Below are 14,766 nucleotides of genomic sequence, written 5' to 3'. Positions count from 1 at the left end.
GATCCTGGCAAAAGGACTATTGTGACGGAAAACCCCGCCTGCGCATAGACGACCGCACAAAAGGGGAGTGCTTTTCTCGATGATGCGGTTAGAATACTTAAAGAACTGAATCAGGAGATGACCATGTTAGAGTTATTGAAAAGTCTGGTATTCGCCGTGATCATGGTGCCCGTGGTAATGGCCATTATCCTGGGGTTGATTTACGGTCTGGGTGAAGTGTTTAACATTTTCTCCGGCATCGGCCAGAAAGATCAGTCCAGACAAAACCGTTAATTTCCCGACGCCCGCTTTGCCGGGCGTTTTTCTTTGCTCAAGTTCCCGTATTTCCTGCCGATAGTTTTCCTGATTCCTCCCGAATGGGTAGTAATAACCGCTGGGAAATTGCCGGAATTATCGTTATATTGTCCGCTACATAACGATACGCACAGGAGCTTTCAATGGCACGTTCATGGCTACGTCTGGTTGCCGGGGCAACACTTTCTCTTACTCTTGCCGGGCAGGCGCTGGCAGGTGAGGGCAAAATTACCGTTTTTGCAGCGGCTTCGCTGACCAACGCGATGCAGGATATCGCGGCCGTTTATAAAAAAGAAAAAAACGTTGAGGTGGTTTCCTCTTTCGCATCCTCTTCTACCCTGGCGCGACAAATCGAAGCGGGCGCTCCGGCAGATGTGTTTATTTCCGCCGACCAGAAATGGATGGATTACGCGGTAGACAAAAAAGCGATAGATACCGCGTCACGCCAGACGCTGTTGGGGAACAGCCTGGTTGTCGTCGCGCCCAAAGCAAGCGAACAAAAAGATTTTACTGTCGACAACAAAACCAACTGGACCCGCCTGCTTGACGGCGGACGCCTGGCCGTAGGCGATCCGGAACATGTTCCGGCCGGCATTTACGCGAAAGAAGCGCTGCAAAAACTGGGCGCCTGGGATACGCTAGCGCCGAAACTGGCGCCTGCGGAAGACGTGCGCGGCGCGCTGGCGCTGGTGGAGCGTAACGAAGCGCCGCTGGGAATCGTTTACGGTTCCGATGCCGTCGCCAGTAAAGGCGTGAAAGTGGTGGCCACGTTCCCTGAAGCGTCACATCAGAAAGTGGAATACCCCATCGCCATAGTGGATGGACATAAAAACGCAACGGTCAGCGCCTTTTGTGATTACCTGAAAGGGCCGCAGGCGTCAGCTATTTTTAAACGTTACGGATTTACGACGAAGTAATGATACTGAGCGATCCCGAATGGCAGGCCGTACTTCTGAGCCTGAAAGTGTCATCCCTGGCCGTACTCTTCAGTCTGCCGTTTGGGATTTTCTTTGCCTGGCTGCTGGTGCGCTGTCGTTTCCCGGGCAAAGCATTGCTGGACAGCCTGTTGCATCTGCCGCTGGTCTTACCGCCGGTGGTAGTGGGATACCTGCTGTTGGTCTCGATGGGCCGTCGCGGAATTATCGGCCAGTGGTTGTATGACAGCTTCGGCATCACCTTTGCCTTTAGCTGGCGCGGCGCGGTGCTGGCGGCGGCCGTGATGTCGTTTCCCCTGATGGTGCGCGCTATCCGGCTGGCGCTGGAAGGGGTGGATACCCGACTGGAGCAGGCTGCCCGTACACTCGGCGCCGGGCGCTGGCGCGTCTTTTTCACTATAACTTTACCGCTTACGTTGCCGGGGATTATTGTGGGTACGGTGCTGGCGTTTGCTCGCTCCCTCGGCGAGTTTGGCGCGACCATTACTTTTGTTTCCAACATTCCCGGCGAAACGCGCACCCTTCCTTCGGCGATGTACACGCTGATCCAGACGCCCGGTGGGGAAAGCGCGGCGGCGCGGCTTTGCGTTATCTCCATCGTGCTGGCGTTGATTTCATTGCTGATCTCCGAATGGCTGGCGCGCATCAGCCGCACGCGGACGGGGCAATAATCATGCTGGAACTCAATTTCACCCAGACGCTGGGCACTCACTGCCTGACGATTAATGAAACGCTGCCCGCCAGCGGCATCACCGCCATTTTTGGCGTCTCCGGCGCGGGAAAAACCTCCTTGATCAACGCCATCAGCGGACTGACGACGCCGCAGACCGGCCGTATTATGCTTAATGGGCGGGTGCTGAACGACAGTGAGCGCCGCATCTGCCTGACGCCGGAAAAGCGCCGGGTGGGCTATGTGTTTCAGGATGCGCGGCTGTTTCCGCATTATAAAGTGCGCGGCAACCTGCGTTACGGCATGGCAAAAAGCATGGCCGGACAGTTCGACAAGCTGGTGGCGTTATTAGGTATCGAAACGTTGCTCGACCGTTTGCCGGGCGACCTCTCCGGCGGTGAAAAACAGCGGGTGGCGATAGGCCGGGCGCTACTGACCGCCCCGGAACTGCTGCTGCTTGATGAGCCGTTAGCCTCTCTGGACATTCCTCGAAAGCGTGAACTGCTGCCGTATCTACAACGACTGGCGCAGGAAATTAACATCCCGATGCTGTACGTCAGCCATTCACTGGATGAGATCCTTCATCTCGCGGATAACGTAATGGTGCTGGAAGACGGCCTGGTGAAAGCGTTTGGCGCGCTGGAGGAGGTATGGGGAAGCAGCGTAATGCACCCGTGGCTGCCGAAAGAACAGCAGAGCAGTGTGCTCAAGGTCAGCGTGCTGAAACACCATCCACACTATGCGATGACCGCGCTGGCGCTGGGAGACCAGCATGTGTGGGTTAATAAGCTGGATGAACCGTTACACCGTACGTTGCGCATTCGCATTCAGGCGTCGGATGTATCGCTGGTATTGCAACCACCGCAGCAGACCAGTATCCGCAACGTTCTGCGGGCGAAGGTGATCACCTGTCTTGACGATTGCGGCCAGGTGGAAGTGCAGCTTGAAGTAGGCGGTAAAACGCTATGGGCGCGTATCAGCCCGTGGGCCAGAGATGAACTGGCTATCAAGCCTGGCCTCTGGCTGTACGCGCAAATCAAGAGCGTGTCGATTACCGCCTGATCACAGCAGGTGAGTGTAAATAAATTTGGCGATGCTGTCGGTCGTGTTATCGCCAATCACCACGTTGGCGCGGGCTTTCACCGCGTCATCGGCATTGCCCATCGCCACCCCGGTCCCGGCCGCCTCCAGCATGCTGATATCATTGTAGTTGTCGCCAAAGGCAATCACGTTCGCCATCGAACCGCCCTGAGACTCGATCCATCGCGTCAGGCGATTCCCTTTACTGTTGCCTTTGCGGGCTATATCGACCTGATCGTGCCATGACCATTCGCATTCCAGTCCCAGCGCTTGCTCAACCTGTTTACCAAACTGCTGCAGTTTAGGAATATCTTCATCGGTCAGGGCAAATTTCCATACCGCGTTGACGTCATGGGCGGCCTCGGCCAGCGAAGGCACCTGCGTGAAGACCGGACGCTGCTCCGGCGGCAGCGTCTGCGCCCAGTTCGACGTGCGGATCACGTGTCCGGTCGGGCGTTCATACAGCATGGCGTTGTCGACATACATCAGGCCGTGGATCTGATGTTCATCCAGCATATCTATCAGTTGCAGTGCCTGGTTAACCGGCAGCGGGTCGGATTCAAGCACACTTTTTGCATGATAATCATACAAATAAGTGCCGTTACAGCAAATTGCAGGTGTATCCAGCTTCAGTGCCTGATAAAAAGGATGAATCGCAACGTGATGGCGCCCGGTGACGATGATAAGTTGATAGCCTGCGTCCTTTGCCCGGGAGAGCGCTTCGAGCGATGAAGGGAGCAAGGTCTTTTGCGGGGTCAGTAAGGTTCCATCCAAATCCAGGGCAATCACGCGTGCAGTCATAACGTTATCCAGATAAATGTTGAAAAATGCGTCTGCCGGAATGGTACACCGGGACGGGAAGCGGACAAATTAATTCAGCATTTACTGACAAAACCGTCTACGTTGGTAAATTGCAGCAGTTGCCAAAAGCCAAGGAGTATTCATGAAGCAAACAGTTTATACCGCCAGCCCAGAGAGCCAACAGATCCATGTCTGGCGTCTGCAACACGACGGTGCATTGAGCCTGGTTCAGGTCGTCGACGTTCCGGGGCAGGTTCAGCCGATGGTGGTCAGCCCGGATAAACGTTTTCTGTACGTGGGCGTGCGACCTGAGTTCCGCGTACTGGCTTATCGGATTGCGCCGGATGATGGCGCGCTGACCTTCGCCGCTGAATCCGCGCTGCCGGGCAGCCCGACGCACATTTCCACCGATCATCAAGGGCGTTTCGTTTTTGTCGGCTCGTACAATGCCGGAAACGTCAGCGTCACGCGTCTGGAGGACGGGTTGCCGGTCGGGCTGGTAGACGTAGTGGAGGGGCTGGAGGGGTGCCACTCGGCTAATATTTCACCCGACAACCGCACCCTGTGGGTACCTGCGCTGAAGCAGGATCGCATCTGCCTGTTCACCCTGAGCGATGATGGCAAACTGGTGGCGCAGGAACCGGCGGAAGTGACCACCGTTGAAGGGGCGGGGCCGCGCCATATGGCGTTCCATCCAAATCAGCAGTACGCCTATTGTGTTAACGAACTGAACAGTTCCGTAGACGTGTGGGAGCTGAAAGATCCGCATGGCAAGATCGAATGCGTACAAACGCTGGATATGATGCCTGCCGATTTCGCCGATACGCGTTGGGCGGCGGACATTCATATTACGCCGGACGGACGTCATCTGTACGCCTGCGACCGGACCGCCAGCCTGATTACGGTGTTCAGCGTTTCCGAAGACGGCAGCGTGCTGAGCAAAGAGGGCTTCCAGCCGACCGAAACCCAGCCTCGCGGCTTCAACGTCGATCACAGCGGAAAATACCTGATTGCCGCCGGACAGAAATCGCACCATATCGCGGTGTATGAGATTTCCGGCGTGCAGGGATTATTAACCGAAAAAGGGCGTTATGCGGTGGGCCAGGGGCCGATGTGGGTCGTGGTTAACGCGTATTAAGCCACGTAAACGGGCCGGGAAGGACTTTCCTGGCCGAATAAACGCGACAATGCGGAGTGTCGGGCGCTGCCGCCAACCGGCGGGGGCGCTCACTCCGAAACCGGACGCCACAGCAGGTCGCTCTGGTCGGTCCATAATTTCAGCAGCAGGTTAAAAAAGCGCTCCGCAGGCGGCGAAAGAACCGCGTCTTTACGGCGAATGATGCCCAGCGTGCGGCGGATGACCGGTTCGACCAGCGGAATGCCGAGCAGCGTCGGGTGCGGCGTCTGCGGCATCGCCAGCCCCGGCAGCGCCGACACGCCAAGCCCCGCTTCGACCAGACCGAGCGAGGTGGACAGATGGCGAACCTCATAAAACCACTCCAGCTTCCAGGGCTTATCCGCCAGCTGTTGCTCTATCAGCAGCCGGTTTCCGCTCGACGAGCGCACGCCGATCAGCGTGTGATTCACCAGTTCCTGCCATTCAACCAGCTGTCTGCTGGCGAGGGGATGATCGCGCCGACATGCCAGGACGAACGGTTCGTTCACCAGCGGGGTAAAGTCTATCGATGAATTTGTGATGTTGTTCATGTTTATGCCGAAGTCAGCCTCATTGCAAAGAACGGACTCCATGCAATTATGCGTGCCCTGTTCCATAATGCGCACATTAATATTGGGGTATAACTCATTAAATTTCCCTATGGCCTGCGGCAAAAAATAGAACACCGCCGTTGGAATACAGGACAGGGTGATTCTGCCTCGCTGATGTGTATTCATTTCTCGAATATTAAACAGAATTTCATCAAGCTTTTTAATTATCTCCCGCGCTTCCGGTAACAGCATTTTGCCCGCTTTTGTTAACGTAACTTTACGCGTAGTCCGTTCAAAAAGAATTACCTGTAAATCTTCTTCCATCTTTTTTATTCTGCGTGTTAATGCAGGTTGCGTAATATTAAGTAATTTTGCGGCATTGTTAAAAGATTCTGACTCTGCCAGCGTGACAAACGCTTTCATACTTGATAGTTGGTGTTTCATTGCCACTCCACAAATAAAAAAGCTGGCGTCGCCAGCCCGGGAACAGGCCTCAGTTTACCTTTGGTCCACGCAGGATGATTAATAAATAAAAGTTACTAATAGGAAAATCAAAGTCATTAGCCAGGCCGTTTTTCACGTGTAATTCTGTTTTGCGTAATAATTATTGAGGACACTGACGTGAAAAAAATACCCTGCGTAATGATGCGTGGAGGAACCTCGCGCGGCGCATTTTTACGGGCTGAGGATCTGCCTGAGGATACGGCTCAACGCGACGCGGTATTAATATCGATTATGGGATCGGGCAATGAACTGGAGATAGACGGTATCGGTGGGGGAAATCCCCTGACCAGCAAGGTTGCCATCATCAGCCGCTCCGCCGCCCCAGATGCCGATATCGATTACCTCTTTGCCCAGGTGCTGGTCCATGAGCAGCGCGTCGACACCACGCCAAACTGCGGCAACATGCTCTGCGCCGTCGGCGCGTTCGCTATAGAGCAAGGGCTGACTGCCGCCACTTCCCCTGTCACCCGGCTACGTATCCGCAACGTGAATACCCATACCCTTATTGAAGCGGACGTACAGACACCGAACGGCGTAGTGAATTATGAAGGAACGGTCAAAATCGACGGCGTACCGGGAACCGCGGCCCCCGTCGCGCTGACTTTCCTCAATGCCGCCGGGGCGAAAACCGGCAGGCTTTTCCCGACCGGCCAGCCGCTTAACTATTTTGACGCGGTGCCAACCACCTGTATCGATATGGCGATGCCGGTAGTGATAATTCCCGCCGACTATTTAGGTAAAACCGGCTATGAAACGGCGGCGGAACTGGACGGCGATGCGCAGCTTCTGGCGCGAATCGAGTCTATTCGTCTGCAGGCGGGGCTGGCGATGGGGCTGGGCGATGTCGCGAATAAGGTGATTCCGAAACCAGTATTAATTTCTCCACCACAAAAAGGCGGCACCCTGAATGTGCGTTATTTCATGCCGCACGCCTGCCATAAAGCGCTGGCGATAACCGGCGCGATTGCTATCGCCAGCAGCTGCGCGATTGCCGGTACCGTAACCCGTCAGATCATTCCGTTCCCCGGCAACGGCAAAATTACCCTCGAGCATCCGGGCGGCAGCCTCGATATTCAGTTAAGCAATCAAAGTGACGACCCAACAACGCTTCGCGCTTCCGTTATTCGCACCGCAAGGAAAATATTTTCCGGAGACGTTTATCTTCCGTAAGTGCCAAAAACACATTTCGTTGTGATTAAGGAATGCCGAACAGACAGCTGTCTATTTCTGCACAGATCCATCAGGACATAAAAATGAATGTGAAATCATTATGGAAGCTAATAACGATATTAGCGATCCCTTGCGTAATAGGTTTACTGCCTGCGCCTGCCGGTTTAAGCGAGCTGGCCTGGGTGCTGTTTGGCATTTATCTGGCAGCGATCGTCGGGCTGGTCATTAAACCTTTCCCGGAGCCGGTCGTGTTATTGATGGCCGTTGCGGCATCAATGGTGGTGGTCGGCAATTTAGGCGCCGGTCAGTTTAAGACCAGCAGCGTGCTGAGCGGTTATGCCTCCGGCACGACGTGGCTGGTGTTCTCCGCCTTTACCCTCAGCGCCGCTTTTGTCACTACCGGGCTGGGTAAACGCATCGCCTACATCCTGATCGGTAAAATCGGCAACACCACGCTGGGGTTGGGCTACGTCACCGTTTTTCTCGACCTGGTGCTCGCCCCGGCGACCCCGTCAAATACGGCGCGGGCAGGGGGGATTGTCCTGCCCATTATCAACAGCGTGGCGGTGGCGCTGGGATCGGAACCTGATAAAAGTCCGCGTCGCGTCGGGCATTACCTGATGATGACGGTGTATATGGTGACCAAGACCACCAGCTATATGTTTTTTACCGCGATGGCGGGAAATATTCTGGCGCTAAAAATGATCAACGACATCTGTCATCTGCAGATCAGCTGGGGCGGATGGGCGCTGGCAGCCTTGCTGCCAGGAATGGTGATGCTGCTGTTAGCGCCGCTGGTTATCTATTTCATGTACCCGCCGGAAATTAAGAAAGTAGATAATAAAACCATCGCCCGGGCGGGACTGGAGAATTTAGGGCCGATGAAAGTGCGCGAAAAAATGCTGCTGAGCATTTTCGTACTTGCCCTGCTGGGATGGATCTTCAGTAAAAGTCTCGGTATTGATGAATCCACGGTCGCTATCGTGGTGATGGGGGCGATGCTTCTGCTGGGCGTGGTGAGCTGGGACGACGTGGTCAAAAATAAAGGCGGCTGGAATACCTTAATCTGGTACGGCGGCATTATTGGTCTGAGTTCATTATTATCGAAAGTGAAATTTTTTGACTGGCTGGCAGAACTTTTCAAAAATAATATTTCCTTTGATAACCATAGCAATATCGCATTTTTTATCATTCTGTTTCTCAGCATTATCGTGCGTTATTTCTTTGCCTCCGGCAGCGCCTATATTGTGGCGATGATGCCGGTCTTCGCAATGCTGGCAAACGTCTCTGGCGCGCCATTAATGTTAACCGCGCTGGCGCTGCTTTTTTCCAACTCCTACGGCGGCATGGTAACCCATTACGGCGGCGCTGCCGGCCCGGTTATTTTCGGCGTGGGATATAACGACATTAAATCGTGGTGGCTGGTCGGCGCCATGCTGACATTCATCACTTTCCTGGTTCATATCACGCTGGGCGTCTGGTGGTGGAACCTGCTTATCGGCTGGAACATGCTGTAATCACTCATAGCGGTACGGAGTTTGTAATGATTAAGTTATATGAGAAAGGGATCTATCTCAGCGACAATAACGAGATAATTGCTGAAGAACACTATTCCGGCGCAGTCAGTAAAGACGATGCTAAAAAAGGCACTATCGCCTGGTCGATCCTGGCGGCGCATAATACCTCCGGCGACATGCGCAAACTGAAAATTAAATTTGATGCGCTCACCTCTCATGATATTACCTTTGTCGGCATTATTCAGACGGCAAAAGCCTCCGGTATGGAGCGGTTTCCACTGCCCTATGTCCTGACCAACTGCCATAACTCACTGTGCGCCGTCGGGGGGACGATAAACGGCGACGATCACCTGTTTGGCCTGTCGGCGGCGCAGCGTTATGGCGGTATTTTTGTGCCGCCGCACATCGCGGTCATCCATCAGTACATGCGCGAAATGATGGCCGGCGGCGGGAAGATGATCCTCGGTTCAGACAGCCATACCCGCTATGGCGCGCTGGGGACGATGGCCATTGGTGAAGGGGGCGGCGAACTGGTTAAGCAGTTGCTGAATGATACCTGGGACTGCGATTATCCGGGCGTGGTGGCGGTCTGGCTGACCGGTAAACCGGCGCCGGGCGTCGGCCCACAGGACGTGGCGCTGGCGATTATTGGCGCGGTGTTCAAAAACGGCTACGTTAAAAATAAAGTGATGGAGTTTGTCGGGCCGGGCATCCGCAACCTCTCCACGGATTTCCGTAACAGCGTCGACGTCATGACCACGGAAACGACCTGTCTCAGCTCCGTCTGGCAGACCGATGAAGAAATTCAGCAATGGCTGGCCTTGCACGGACGCGAAGAGGCCTATCGCCCGCTGGCGCCGCAGCCGCTTGCCTATTACGACGGCTGCATCTCAGTGGATCTGAGCGCTATCAGGCCAATGATCGCCTTGCCTTTCCATCCGAGCAATGTTTATGAAATAGCAACGTTGCAGGAAAACTTAAGCGATATTCTGCACCAGGTTGAAGTTGACGCGCAGCGCATTGCGCAAGGGAAGGCCGGGCTTTCGCTGCTCGATAAAGTCGAAAACGGTCGTCTGAAGGTGCAGCAGGGGATCATTGCCGGCTGTTCCGGCGGCAACTATGAGAATGTGGTGGCCGCCGCCAACGCGCTGCGCGGACATTCATGCGGGGACAACGCCTTCTCGCTGTCCGTTTATCCCTCCTCACAGCCAGTATTTATGGCGCTGGCGAAGCAGGGGATGGTCAGCGATCTGATGGGCGCTGGCGCGATTATCCGCACCGCCTTCTGCGGCCCCTGTTTTGGTGCGGGCGATACGCCGGTGAATAACGGACTCAGCATTCGTCATACCACGCGTAACTTCCCCAACCGCGAGGGATCGAAACCGGGCAACGGTCAGATGTCCGCCGTCGCGCTGATGGACGCGCGTTCCGTGGCCGCCACTGCGGCGAACGGCGGCGTGCTTACCGCCGCAACGGAGCTGGACTGCTGGGATAACGTACCGGCCTACCGCTTCGATCCTGCGCCCTACCAGAATCGCGTCTATCAGGGCTTTGTGAAAGGCGCCACCGCACAGCCACTGATCTACGGGCCGAATATCAAAGACTGGCCGGAAATGGGCGCGCTGACCGATAATATTCTGCTGAAGGTGTGCGCGAAAATCCTCGACGACGTCACCACCACCGATGAGCTTATTCCGTCCGGCGAAACCTCTTCTTATCGTTCAAATCCGGTGGGACTGGCGGAATTTACCCTGTCGCGCCGCGACCCGGAATATGTGGGCAGAAGCAAAACGGTCGCCGCGCTGGAGAAACGGCGGCGGGCGGGAGAGACGGACGAACTGGCTTCGGTATTTGCGGGTATACGGCAAATCGCCGGTCAGGAGCGGGTGGTTGCGGCTGAAACCGGTATTGGCAGCGTAATTTATGCCGTGAAGCCCGGCGATGGCTCTGCGCGCGAGCAGGCGGCAAGCTGTCAGCGCGTGATTGGCGGGCTGGCGAATATTGCGCAGGAATATGCCACCAAACGCTACCGCTCAAATATGATTAACTGGGGAATGCTGCCGCTGCAAATGGCGGAAGCGCCGTCGTTTGAAGTGGACGACTATATTTATATCCCCGGCATACGCGCGGCGCTGGAGCGCTGCGGCGAAAAAATGACGGCATGGGTAATTCGTGATGGCGCGCCGGTGGGCGAAATCAGTCTGTATATGGAAAGTCTCACCGCCGAGGAGGGTGAAATCATTAAGGCGGGCAGCCTGATTAATTTCAACCGGGCGCGTCTGACTCCATGATGTGAAAACGGGTCGTCACGGTGAGGTGACGACCCGCAGGTCTACTATGCGTAGCGTCATCAGGCCGGTATTATCCGGCCTGCGTTGTTACTGCTTCGGCTCTGCCACCACTTTACTGCCCACGCCGCGGTTATTGTATTCCCACATGCGGTTAAAGTTGGTGTCGTTCAGGTTACGCTGAATCTCGCCTTTATCATCCTGCACCCCGGTGTTACCGGCGAACGGACGTTTAGAGATCACCGCGTCAGCCCACGGCGTCGCGCGATTAAAGCCTTCGTTGATCACGCTGTCGCGGATCACCACCTGACCATTGGTATTGCTGTCGACATCCAGCGAACGGCCTAACTGCGCCACGCCGTCACCGGCGGCGGTAAAGCGGCTGTTGGTCGCAAGGAAGCCGTAATAGATGTTAGATAAGGTTGCCGGTGCGAAGACATATGCTTCCTGCTGGGTACGAGAGTTGACCACGCGGAAATCGGTGTTATCAAACACCACCGCGCCACGCCCGGAAACGATATCCACGTCGCCTTCGATATAGCTATTGGTCACCAGCGTACGTGGTTGACGATCGTTGACCAGGCGGTTTTGCACGCCGCTGTTGGTGACAAAGAATGTGTTCTGGCGACCCAGAATATTCACATTGTTGATCTGCACTTTGTCGCCATCGCTGCGAAGCGCCACGGCAGGGTGATTACCCGCGTCCACGCTGTCGCCGAGATTGTTCTCAACGGTCAGGTTCTGCAACTGCAGACCGTTGTTCTGCGACCACAATACCGCGGAACACATCATGCCAATGGTCGCGCCGCGTTTGCTCTGGCAGTTATCGAACATATACCAGGCTGGTTTGCCGGGCATGTACTTGCCTCCCGGATTGACGACGCGGCGCCAGTCGGCAGTGCTCATCTCACCGTCAATCGCCGCGCCAATTTTGACGTCCAGCGGTTTCTCGCCGGTACCGTAAAGCGTCAGGCTGCCCGGCGCGGCAGGAATGTACACGGTGCCCTGGTAGTCGCCCGGCATAATCGCAATGTACTGACGTTTATTCGTACGGGTTGTGATCGCCGCATCGACCGCCGCCTGGATAGTGGTGTGCGTCACGCCCTGGGTTCCTGCCGGCCCCACCACAAAGTCAGGCTGCGCCGGCAGGGTAATTGCCGACGGCGTCCACGGCGCGGTGTTTGGCGTCAGCGACGAAAAATACGTTTTCGCGACAAAATTCTGCGCTTCACTGGCCGATAAAATCGGGCGCGAGGCGGTCCCCGGCGCGGTTTGATCGGAAGGGATTTGGTCTGGTGGCGTAGAGCTACAGGCGGTCAGCGTCACGCCAAAAGCCAGTGCCAGCGCCAGACGGGAAACTGATGATGTGTTCACGAGTTGCTCCGGGCTAATTAAGTGTCCATTGAAGCCTGCTTTTTTATACTAAGTTGAACGAAACGGGAAGGTGAAAAGGCAAAAAGTTGTTTTTTAACTCAGCATTAGCGGATTCTTCGCGTTTTGAAGTCACAATTAAGTAACATTTTTAATCCGGAAGATTGACTTCCCAGCGGCGATCTCAAATAAATGTCTATACAACCTAAGACAAGTGGAGAAAGCATGTCGCAACTGTTACCCGGGGATAAGGTCTGGCGAAATCTCCGTCTCGCTACGCTGGATCCGCACATCGACGCCCCGTATGGGATACTTGAACATCATGCGCTGATTATTCGCGGCGAAAAAATCCTGTCTGTTATTCCTGAAGCCGAACTGCCGACCCGCCATGCGAATACCGCCAACCTTGAGGGCCGACTGGTTACCCCCGGTCTGATTGACTGCCACACGCATCTGATTTTTGGCGGCAACCGCGCCAGTGAATGGGAGCAGCGGTTGAACGGCGTCTCGTATCAGCAGATCAGCGCTCAGGGCGGCGGCATTAACGCCACGGTGTCAGCGACCCGGACGGCGACAGAAGATGTGCTTTACCGCGTCGCCAGAGACAGAATGCAGCGTTTAGCCCGTGAAGGGGTAACGCTACTGGAAATAAAATCCGGCTACGGACTGGATATCGCCAGCGAAGAAAAGATGCTGCGCGTGGCTGCCCGGCTGGCGGCCGATGGAATGATGGAGATCAGCCCTACGCTGCTGGCGGCGCACGCCACCCCGCAGGAATTTCGCGACGATCCTGACGGCTATATCGACCTTGTCTGCGACGTCATTTTGCCGCAGCTATGGCAAAAAGGGCTGTTTGAAGCGGTCGATCTGTTTTGCGAAAGCGTTGGCTTTACGCTTGCGCAAAGCGAACGGGTGCTTCGCGCAGCGCAGGCGCTGGGTATACCGGTAAAAGGGCACGTGGAGCAGTTGTCTCTGCTCGGCGGCGCGCAGTTGGTCAGCCGCTATCGTGGACTGTCTGCCGATCATATTGAGTATCTGGACGAGGCGGGCGTGGCGGCGATGCACCGCAGCGGCACTGTCGGCGTGCTGCTGCCGGGGGCGTTTTATTTCCTGAAAGAGAAACAGACTCCTCCCGTTGGACTGCTTCGCCGCTACGGCGTGCCGATGGCGGTGGCGAGCGACTTTAATCCCGGCACCAGCCCGTTTATCAGCTTGCACCTGGCGATGAATATGGCCTGCGTGCAGTTTGGCCTGACGCCGGAAGAAGCCTGGGCGGGGGTTACGCGTCACGCCGCGCGCGCGCTGGGTCGCCAGTCGACGCACGGTCAGCTTACGGCCGGTTATAGGGCGGATTTCGCGATCTGGGATGCGGAACATCCGGTAGAGATCGTCTACGAACCGGGGCGCAACCCGCTGTATCAACGCGTCTTTCGGGGGGATATCGCATGACGCAATGGCAACCCGTTTCCCCTGCGCTGTGGCAGGGACGTGATGATCGCGCGGAGGCGGCGAATGCGCTGCGTCTGTGTCAGACCATCGAAATAAGCCGGACGTTTTCGCCCGGGCATTATCGTGACCGGATTGCGCTGCTGGGCTTTGCCTGTGATGAAGGCGTTAAGCGTAACCACGGACGCCCCGGCGCCGCTGGCGCCCCGGACGCGCTGCGTAAAGCGCTGGCGAATCTCGCCTGCCACGCCGGACATGAGCGACTGGTGGATATGGGCAATATTCTGGCGCCAGGCGCGGATCTGGAAGGGGCGCAACAGGCGTTAAGGGATGCGGTACATCGCTGCCAGCAGGCGGGTGTGCGCACCTTTGTACTCGGTGGGGGGCATGAGACGGCGTTCGGGCATGGCGCGGGTGTTTATGATGCTTTTGCGGCTGAACGCATCGGAATTATCAATCTTGACGCTCATCTGGATCTGCGTTTCGCCGGACGCCCCAGTTCTGGTACGCCGTTTCGCCAACTGGCGCAACTGTGCGACCAGCAGCAGCGTGGGTTTCACTATGCCTGCTTTGGCGTCAGCCGGGCGGCAAATACCCAGGCGCTGTGGGATGAGGCGCAAACCCGCCGGGTGACGGTAGTTGAAGATCTCTATTGCGATGACGCGCAGGCGACGCTTGCGGCGTTTATCGGACGGGTCGATAAAATTTATCTCACCGTCGATCTCGACGTGCTTCCCGGCGCGGCGATGCCTGCGGTTTCAGCACCCGCTGCGCTGGGAGTACCGCTGTCGACCCTGCTGCGGCTGATTGAGCCGATTTGTCGCAGCGGCAAGCTTCAGGCGGTGGATATGGTTGAATTTAATCCGCGCTTTGATAATGATGGCAGCGCGGCGCGCGTTGCGGCGCGGCTTGGCTGGCAGATCGTTTACTGGTGGCAATAAGCCCTTAGCGACGGCTTCCGTCAACCCTGGTTTGATGAAAAG

At 56.0% G+C, this 14,766-nt stretch carries 13 protein-coding genes; 10 read left to right on the top strand and 3 right to left on the bottom strand.

Annotated features, from left to right (window positions below; all coding sequences use genetic code 11):
• Positions 1 to 123: 123 nt before the first annotated feature.
• The 4 genes from HVX72_RS14480 to modC all read left to right on the top strand — a co-directional run bounded on the left by HVX72_RS14480 (position 124) and on the right by modC (position 2,961).
• Positions 124 to 273 carry an AcrZ family multidrug efflux pump-associated protein gene (locus HVX72_RS14480; RefSeq protein WP_000891513.1) on the top strand — a complete coding sequence of 50 codons (150 nt, stop codon included), beginning with the start codon at positions 124 to 126 and terminating at the stop codon, positions 271 to 273.
• A gap of 164 nt (positions 274 to 437) precedes the next feature.
• Complete coding sequence (modA, locus tag HVX72_RS14475; protein ID WP_181821749.1) at positions 438 to 1,211, top strand: molybdate ABC transporter substrate-binding protein; 774 nt, start codon at positions 438 to 440, stop codon at positions 1,209 to 1,211.
• Positions 1,211 to 1,900, top strand: a complete 690-nt coding sequence (gene modB / locus HVX72_RS14470) for a molybdate ABC transporter permease subunit (RefSeq protein WP_042285202.1) — start codon at positions 1,211 to 1,213, stop codon at positions 1,898 to 1,900. Before modA ends, modB begins: the two co-directional genes overlap by 1 nt.
• Positions 1,901 to 1,902: 2 nt before the next feature.
• Complete coding sequence (gene modC / locus HVX72_RS14465) at positions 1,903 to 2,961, top strand: molybdenum ABC transporter ATP-binding protein ModC (protein WP_181821748.1); 1,059 nt, start codon at positions 1,903 to 1,905, stop codon at positions 2,959 to 2,961.
• On the opposite strand, the gene HVX72_RS14460 is transcribed toward modC, so the two are convergent.
• Complete coding sequence (locus HVX72_RS14460; RefSeq protein ID WP_181821747.1) at positions 2,962 to 3,780, bottom strand: pyridoxal phosphatase; 819 nt, start codon at positions 3,778 to 3,780, stop codon at positions 2,962 to 2,964. It abuts the gene before it with no gap.
• A gap of 142 nt (positions 3,781 to 3,922) precedes the next feature.
• Between HVX72_RS14460 and pgl the strand changes: the two genes are divergently transcribed.
• Positions 3,923 to 4,918 (top strand): 6-phosphogluconolactonase, encoded by a 996-nt coding sequence (gene pgl / locus HVX72_RS14455; protein ID WP_181821746.1) that lies wholly within the window; start codon positions 3,923 to 3,925, stop codon positions 4,916 to 4,918.
• A gap of 89 nt (positions 4,919 to 5,007) precedes the next feature.
• On the opposite strand, the gene HVX72_RS14450 is transcribed toward pgl, so the two are convergent.
• Positions 5,008 to 5,931, bottom strand: a complete 924-nt coding sequence (locus HVX72_RS14450; protein ID WP_181821745.1) for a LysR family transcriptional regulator — start codon at positions 5,929 to 5,931, stop codon at positions 5,008 to 5,010.
• A gap of 177 nt (positions 5,932 to 6,108) precedes the next feature.
• On the opposite strand from HVX72_RS14450, the gene HVX72_RS14445 reads away from it, so the two are divergent.
• From HVX72_RS14445 to HVX72_RS14435, 3 genes are all read left to right on the top strand, one after another.
• Positions 6,109 to 7,161 (top strand): 4-oxalomesaconate tautomerase, encoded by a 1,053-nt coding sequence (locus HVX72_RS14445; protein ID WP_181821744.1) that lies wholly within the window; start codon positions 6,109 to 6,111, stop codon positions 7,159 to 7,161.
• Positions 7,162 to 7,244: 83 nt separating this feature from the next.
• Entirely contained in the window at positions 7,245 to 8,678 is a 1,434-nt protein-coding gene (locus HVX72_RS14440; RefSeq protein ID WP_042285185.1) for an anion permease, read from the top strand.
• 26 nt (positions 8,679 to 8,704) lie between these two features.
• Positions 8,705 to 10,969 (top strand): hydratase, encoded by a 2,265-nt coding sequence (locus HVX72_RS14435; protein ID WP_181821743.1) that lies wholly within the window; start codon positions 8,705 to 8,707, stop codon positions 10,967 to 10,969.
• Positions 10,970 to 11,056: 87 nt separating this feature from the next.
• On the opposite strand, the gene HVX72_RS14430 is transcribed toward HVX72_RS14435, so the two are convergent.
• Positions 11,057 to 12,340: a putative acyl-CoA thioester hydrolase gene (locus HVX72_RS14430; protein WP_181821742.1), complete on the bottom strand. Its 1,284-nt coding sequence runs from the start codon at positions 12,338 to 12,340 to the stop codon at positions 11,057 to 11,059.
• Between the two features lie 222 nt (positions 12,341 to 12,562).
• Between HVX72_RS14430 and hutI the strand changes: the two genes are divergently transcribed.
• Together hutI and hutG are read left to right on the top strand one after the other, a co-directional pair.
• Positions 12,563 to 13,786: an imidazolonepropionase gene (gene hutI / locus HVX72_RS14425; protein ID WP_181821741.1), complete on the top strand. Its 1,224-nt coding sequence runs from the start codon at positions 12,563 to 12,565 to the stop codon at positions 13,784 to 13,786.
• Positions 13,783 to 14,724, top strand: a complete 942-nt coding sequence (gene hutG / locus HVX72_RS14420) for a formimidoylglutamase (protein ID WP_181821740.1) — start codon at positions 13,783 to 13,785, stop codon at positions 14,722 to 14,724. The genes hutI and hutG overlap by 4 nt, the downstream gene beginning before the upstream one ends.
• Positions 14,725 to 14,766: the final 42 nt, after the last annotated feature.

It is taken from the genome of Citrobacter sp. RHB21-C05, from assembly GCF_013889015.1.
In the GTDB taxonomy this organism is placed as follows: Bacteria; Pseudomonadota; Gammaproteobacteria; order Enterobacterales; family Enterobacteriaceae; genus Citrobacter_A; species Citrobacter_A sedlakii.
Note: the sequence above shows the minus strand (reverse complement) of the source record. Positions and strands in the feature narration are given on the sequence as shown.